The sequence below is a fragment of the Stenotrophomonas sp. P5_A8 genome, assembly GCF_056400545.1.
Genome location: NZ_JBFULB010000297.1, coordinates 1 through 4,750, shown reverse-complemented (window position 1 = coordinate 4,750; position 4,750 = coordinate 1). Strand labels below are relative to the sequence as shown.

Here is a 4,750-nt window from a genome sequence, read left to right as displayed (position 1 = left end):
GGGGGTAGGCGACCGACGGTACGAACGCCGAAGGTCGGGCAACGGCAGGAAAAACGAAAGCCGACCAACGGTCGGCTCTACCCCCGGGTGCACCCTCATCCGTAGCGCCGACCGTTGGTCGGCTGGCGTCACGTGTGCAGATTGGCCTCCGCGCCCGTAACGCGCGATAATCCCCGCCCGCATCTGCGGAACGAACCCCGTCACGAGACCGCAACAGCGGTCATCGGCGGGGCTTTTTCGTGTCCGCCGCACCAGCGTCTCGAACACAGGAAGATCCAATGAAGTCGATTTGCGTTTACTGTGGCTCCAACCCCGGCAGCAAGCCGGTCTACACCGAGCGCGCCATCGCACTCGGCGACCGCATCGCCCGCGACGGCCTGCGTCTGGTCTATGGCGGCGGCAATGTCGGCCTGATGGGGACCGTCGCCAATGCCGTGCTGGAAGGCGGCGGCGAGGTCACCGGCGTCATCCCCCAGCAGCTGGCCGATTGGGAAGTGGCCCACCGCGGCCTGACCGAACTGGAAATCGTCGGCTCCATGCACGAACGCAAGTCGCGCATGTTCGACCTCTCCGATGCGTTCGTCGCCCTGCCCGGCGGCTTCGGCACCATGGAGGAGATCTTCGAGATGCTGACCTGGCGCCAGCTCGGCATCGGCAACAAGCCCTGCGCCTTCCTCGACGTGGACGGGTTCTACGCGCCGCTGATCGGCATGATCGACCGCATGGTCGAAGAGCGTTTCCTGCATCCGGAACAGCGCGCCGACCTCTGGTACGGTTCGGACATCGACGCCATGCTCGACTGGATGCGCGCCTACCAGCCGGCCCAGGCCTCCAAGTGGATCGACGAAAAGCGTCGCAACGCGCTGCGTTGATCGCCTGATGCGTTGATGTGGAGTTGCCGGCCCACGGCCGGCACTACTCCGCCGCGAACGTGTCCATTGGCGCCGGCCGCCCGAGCAGGTAGCCCTGTCCGTAATCGCAGCCGAGCTGCAGCAGCGTCAACCGCTGCGCTTCGTTTTCGATACCCTCGCCCACGGTCTCGATACCCAGCGTGCGCGCCAGCGACAGCACGCCCTGCACCAGCGCGTAGGTGCTCTGGATGTCCTGGCCGTGCAGGCCGGCGATGAAGCTCTGGTCGATTTTCAAGGTCGAGATCGGGAACCGGTGCAGATAGGACAGTGCCGAGAATCCCGTGCCGAAATCATCCAGCTGCACCAGCACGCCACGCTCGCGCAGCGTCTGCAGGATGCGCAGCGTGCGCGGACCATCGTCGAGCAGGGCCACTTCGGTGATTTCCAGCCGCAGCCGGCACGGATCCGCGCCCGCCGCCTCGATCAGGCCGAACAGCCGGCTGATGAAATCGGCCGAACGGAAATGCCGCGGCGACACGTTCACCGACAGATAGCCTTCCCCGCCCAGTGCCAGCTGCCCGATCACGTCTTCGTACAGCAGCCAGTCCACCTGCTCGATCAGCCCGCTCTCCTCGCCCAGGTCGAGAAACGCACTCGGCAGCAGCAGTCCCCGCCGCTCATGCTGCCAGCGCAGCAGCGCCTCATACCCCACCACCGCGCCGTCGCTCAGACGCACGATCGGCTGGTAGTACGGCAGGAAATCGCGGTTGATGATCGCCCGGCGCAGGTCCGCTTCCAGGTCCAGGCTGCGCAATGCCTCCTCGCGCATGGCCTCGTCGAACACCGCACAACGATCCTTGCCCTGCGCCTTGGCCCGGTACATCGCCGCGTCCGCATCGCGCACCAGTTCCTCGCCATTGCGATAGCGCGGGTTCCACATCGCRATGCCGAGGCTGCCCGATGGGAACAGTTCGCGCCCCTTGACCCACATCGATTCTTCCAGCGCCACCAGCATCCGCTGCGAAAACTCGCGCGCCGACGCCAGCCCCTGGTCGCACTGCAGCAGGATCGCGAACTCATCGCCGCCCAGCCGCGCCACCACATCACCGCTGCCCATCATCGACACGATCCGCTTGGCCACCTCGACCAGCATCTGGTCGCCGGCCGCATGGCCGATGCTGTCATTGACCAGCTTGAACCGGTCCAGGTCCAGGAACAGTACCGCGAAGACCGGCCCATCCGGTGCGCTCGCCCGGGCGATCGCGTCCTCGAGCCGGTCGAGCAGATGCAGGCGGTTGGGCAATCCGGTCAGCGCATCGTGCATGGCCTGGTGGGTCAGGCGCTGCTCGGCACGCAGGCGCTCGCCGATCTGGCCGAGCAGCTTGTCATTGACCTCGGCCAGCTCGCGGGTGCGTTCCTCCACGCGTTTTTCCAGCTCGGCGTGCGCGTTGCGCAGGCCTTCCTGGTCACGCTGGCGGGCCAGCCCATTGCCGATGTTCTGCGCAACGAAGGTCAGCAGGCGCTGGTCGTGCGAGGTGAAACTCACCTCCGGCGAATAGCTCTGCACCACGATCACGCCGACCACATCGTCGTCGCTGAGCAGGGGCACGCCCAGCCAGCAGTGCGAGCGCGCGCCGAACTCACGCACGCGTCCGGCCGCACGCAGCCCATCGATGTGGTCGCGCGAGGCCAGCAACGGTTGCCGGTTGCGCACGATGAACTCGGTCAGGCCCTGGCTGAACGGACGCGGTGCGCGCGAGGCGTTGTACTCGTCCACCGAGTACACGAAATCCAGGCCGTCACCGCCCTCGTTGACCAGCGCGATGTAGAAATTGCGCGCATCCAGCAGCGTACCGACGACGCCATGCACCTGCACGTAGAACTGCGCCAGGCTCTCGGCGCTCATCGCCATCTCGGCGATGTTGAACAGCGCCAGCTGCAGTTTCTCCGCGCGCCGCCGTTCCACTACCTCGTCCTGCAGGCTGCGATTGGCACGCTGCAGCTCCACGGTGCGCCGCTCCACCTGGMGTTCCAGCTGGACCTGTGCCTGGCGCCGGTCCATCGCGGTCAGGATGTGCTGGGCCACGTAGCCCAGCAGCGTGCGGTCGGCCTCGTTGTAGCGCACCCGCTGCTCGTAGCTCTGGACCACGATCGCCCCGCACACGCGCCCCTCGCGCAGCATCGGCACGCCGAGCCAGTCCAGGCTCTCCGGGCCCCGGCTGGGGTCGTACTCGTCGTTCATCGCCGCCAGCAGTTCGTTGGACGGCCCGCTCAGCGGCTGGCCGTGGCGCAGCAGCGCAAAGGTGAGGCTGCGCGGCATTTCATGCTCTTCGTAACTGCGGTCCGGATCGGCCACGAAGCTGTCGCGCTGGTCGGCGAAGTACAGGAAGCGTACCCGCCGGCGCACGTCGTCGTACTCGACGATGTAGCAGTTCTGCGCGTACATCAGCGAATTGAGCACGCGATGGAAATGGCGCAGCATCTCGGCCATTTCCAGGTCCGCACCGGCCAGGTCGGCGATCTCGTAAAGCGCCTGCTGCAGCCGCTTGGAGTTCTCCAGCAACTTGATCTGCTCGCGTTGCCGCGCCAGCGCCAGTGCGTCCTGCAATGCGCGCAGCGCGATCGCCCACCAGGCTTCGTCGGGCATCGCGTTGGCGCCGGTCAGCGCCCGCACCGCCAGTTCGCTGCCCTGGTGCTGCCAGCGGCGCAGCGCGGTATGCACGCCGGCCGCGTCGCCCAGCAACGCATCCAGCAGCTCGGCCGACGCGCATTCCGGCAGCGGATGCGCCTGGCAGCCTTCGCCCAGCCCCGGGTCCGACCATGCCAGGGCCACCTGCGCATCGCCAGGCAGCAACGCGCACAGCGCCTGCGCGAGCGCGGCGGAGACCACTGACTCACGATCCGGATGCCCCAAGGACGTCACTACCTGGCTGGACAACATGTTCATCTCTTCTGGCGCCGGATGCCCGGCACCTCCCCTGTGGCCTGAGCATAGCGCGCCGACAGGGGGGCAGTGGAAGCCCGCAACCCCGTTCATCGCCACGGGACGTTCAACGGGACATCGCCCACCTGCCCGCGCCCATGTTGTCCCCTGCCCCCGCCCGCCCCTTGCCCTGCTATGCGGAATCCGGCCCAGCGCTTACCCTGTGCGCCGTGGACGCCGCCGCCCTGCCAACCGACGAATCGCTGATGCTGGCCTGGGCCGCTGGCGAGCTGCCTGCGTTCGAAACCCTGTATGCGCGCCACCGCAGCCGCCTGTACAGCTTCCTGCTGCGCCAGCTGCGCGATGCCGCACTGGCCGACGAGATGTTCCAGGACGTGTGGCAGCGCGTGATCGCCGCGCGCGCCAGTTGGCAACCCGATGCCGCCTTCACCACCTGGCTGTTCCGCATCGCTCACAATCGGCTCAACGACCACTGGCGCGCGGCGCGGCACCGCCCGCCCGCGCCCGGTGATGCCGAGGAGCGGGTCGCCCGCATGAGCGATACGCGTACGCCGGAAACCCAGCTGTCCGAGTTCGAACAGCGCCGCCGGCTGCAGCTGGCCATGGAACAGCTGCCCGACGAACAGCGCGAGGTACTGCAGTTGCGCCTGGAGCAGGAACTGAGCCTGGAAGAGATCGCCGAGATCACCGGCGTGGGCCGCGAAACCGTGAAATCGCGCCTGCGCTATGCCATGGACAAGCTGCGTGCGGGGTTGTCCGAATGAACCGGTCCGCGCCGCTGACCCCGGAAGAACGCGCGCTGGCGCGCCTGCTCGGTCGTCCCGCGCCCACCGCACCGTCGAGCGCGCTGGACGAGGCCGTACTGGCGGCCGCACGGGCGTCCTTGCACACCGCGCCGGTGGCGCAGTCCGTCCCGGTCCCGGAGGCGGCTGCGCCTGCCCGCAGCGTCCCGCGC

General features: G+C 67.8%; 3 protein-coding genes and 1 pseudogene. 3 read left to right on the top strand and 1 reads right to left on the bottom strand.

Features of this window, described 5'->3' with window-relative positions:
* Nucleotides 1-278 precede the first annotated feature (278 nt).
* Entirely contained in the window at nt 279-872 is a 594-nt protein-coding gene (locus AC1DQP_RS16670; protein WP_457318666.1) for an LOG family protein, read from the top strand.
* Between the two features lie 43 nt (nt 873-915).
* Here AC1DQP_RS16670 and AC1DQP_RS16665 read toward each other — a convergent pair whose 3' ends face one another.
* Nucleotides 916-3,798 (bottom strand): bifunctional diguanylate cyclase/phosphodiesterase, encoded by a 2,883-nt coding sequence (locus AC1DQP_RS16665; RefSeq protein ID WP_478052038.1) that lies wholly within the window; start codon nt 3,796-3,798, stop codon nt 916-918.
* A gap of 242 nt (nt 3,799-4,040) precedes the next feature.
* Here AC1DQP_RS16665 and AC1DQP_RS16660 point away from each other — a divergent pair, with 242 nt between their 5' ends.
* On the top strand, nt 4,041-4,559 hold the full coding sequence (locus AC1DQP_RS16660) for an RNA polymerase sigma factor (RefSeq protein ID WP_256774145.1): 519 nt from the start codon (nt 4,041-4,043) through the stop codon (nt 4,557-4,559).
* Nucleotides 4,556-4,750, top strand: a pseudogene (locus tag AC1DQP_RS16655) (hypothetical protein); the annotation flags it as partial. The gene AC1DQP_RS16660 and the pseudogene AC1DQP_RS16655, both read left to right, overlap by 4 nt.

Coding starts and splice junctions, on each gene's coding strand:
- AC1DQP_RS16670 (WP_457318666.1), top strand. CDS start 279: ATGAAGTCGATTTGCGTTTACTGTGGCTCCAACCCCGGCAGCAAGCCG.
- AC1DQP_RS16660 (WP_256774145.1), top strand. CDS start 4,041: ATGCTGGCCTGGGCCGCTGGCGAGCTGCCTGCGTTCGAAACCCTGTAT.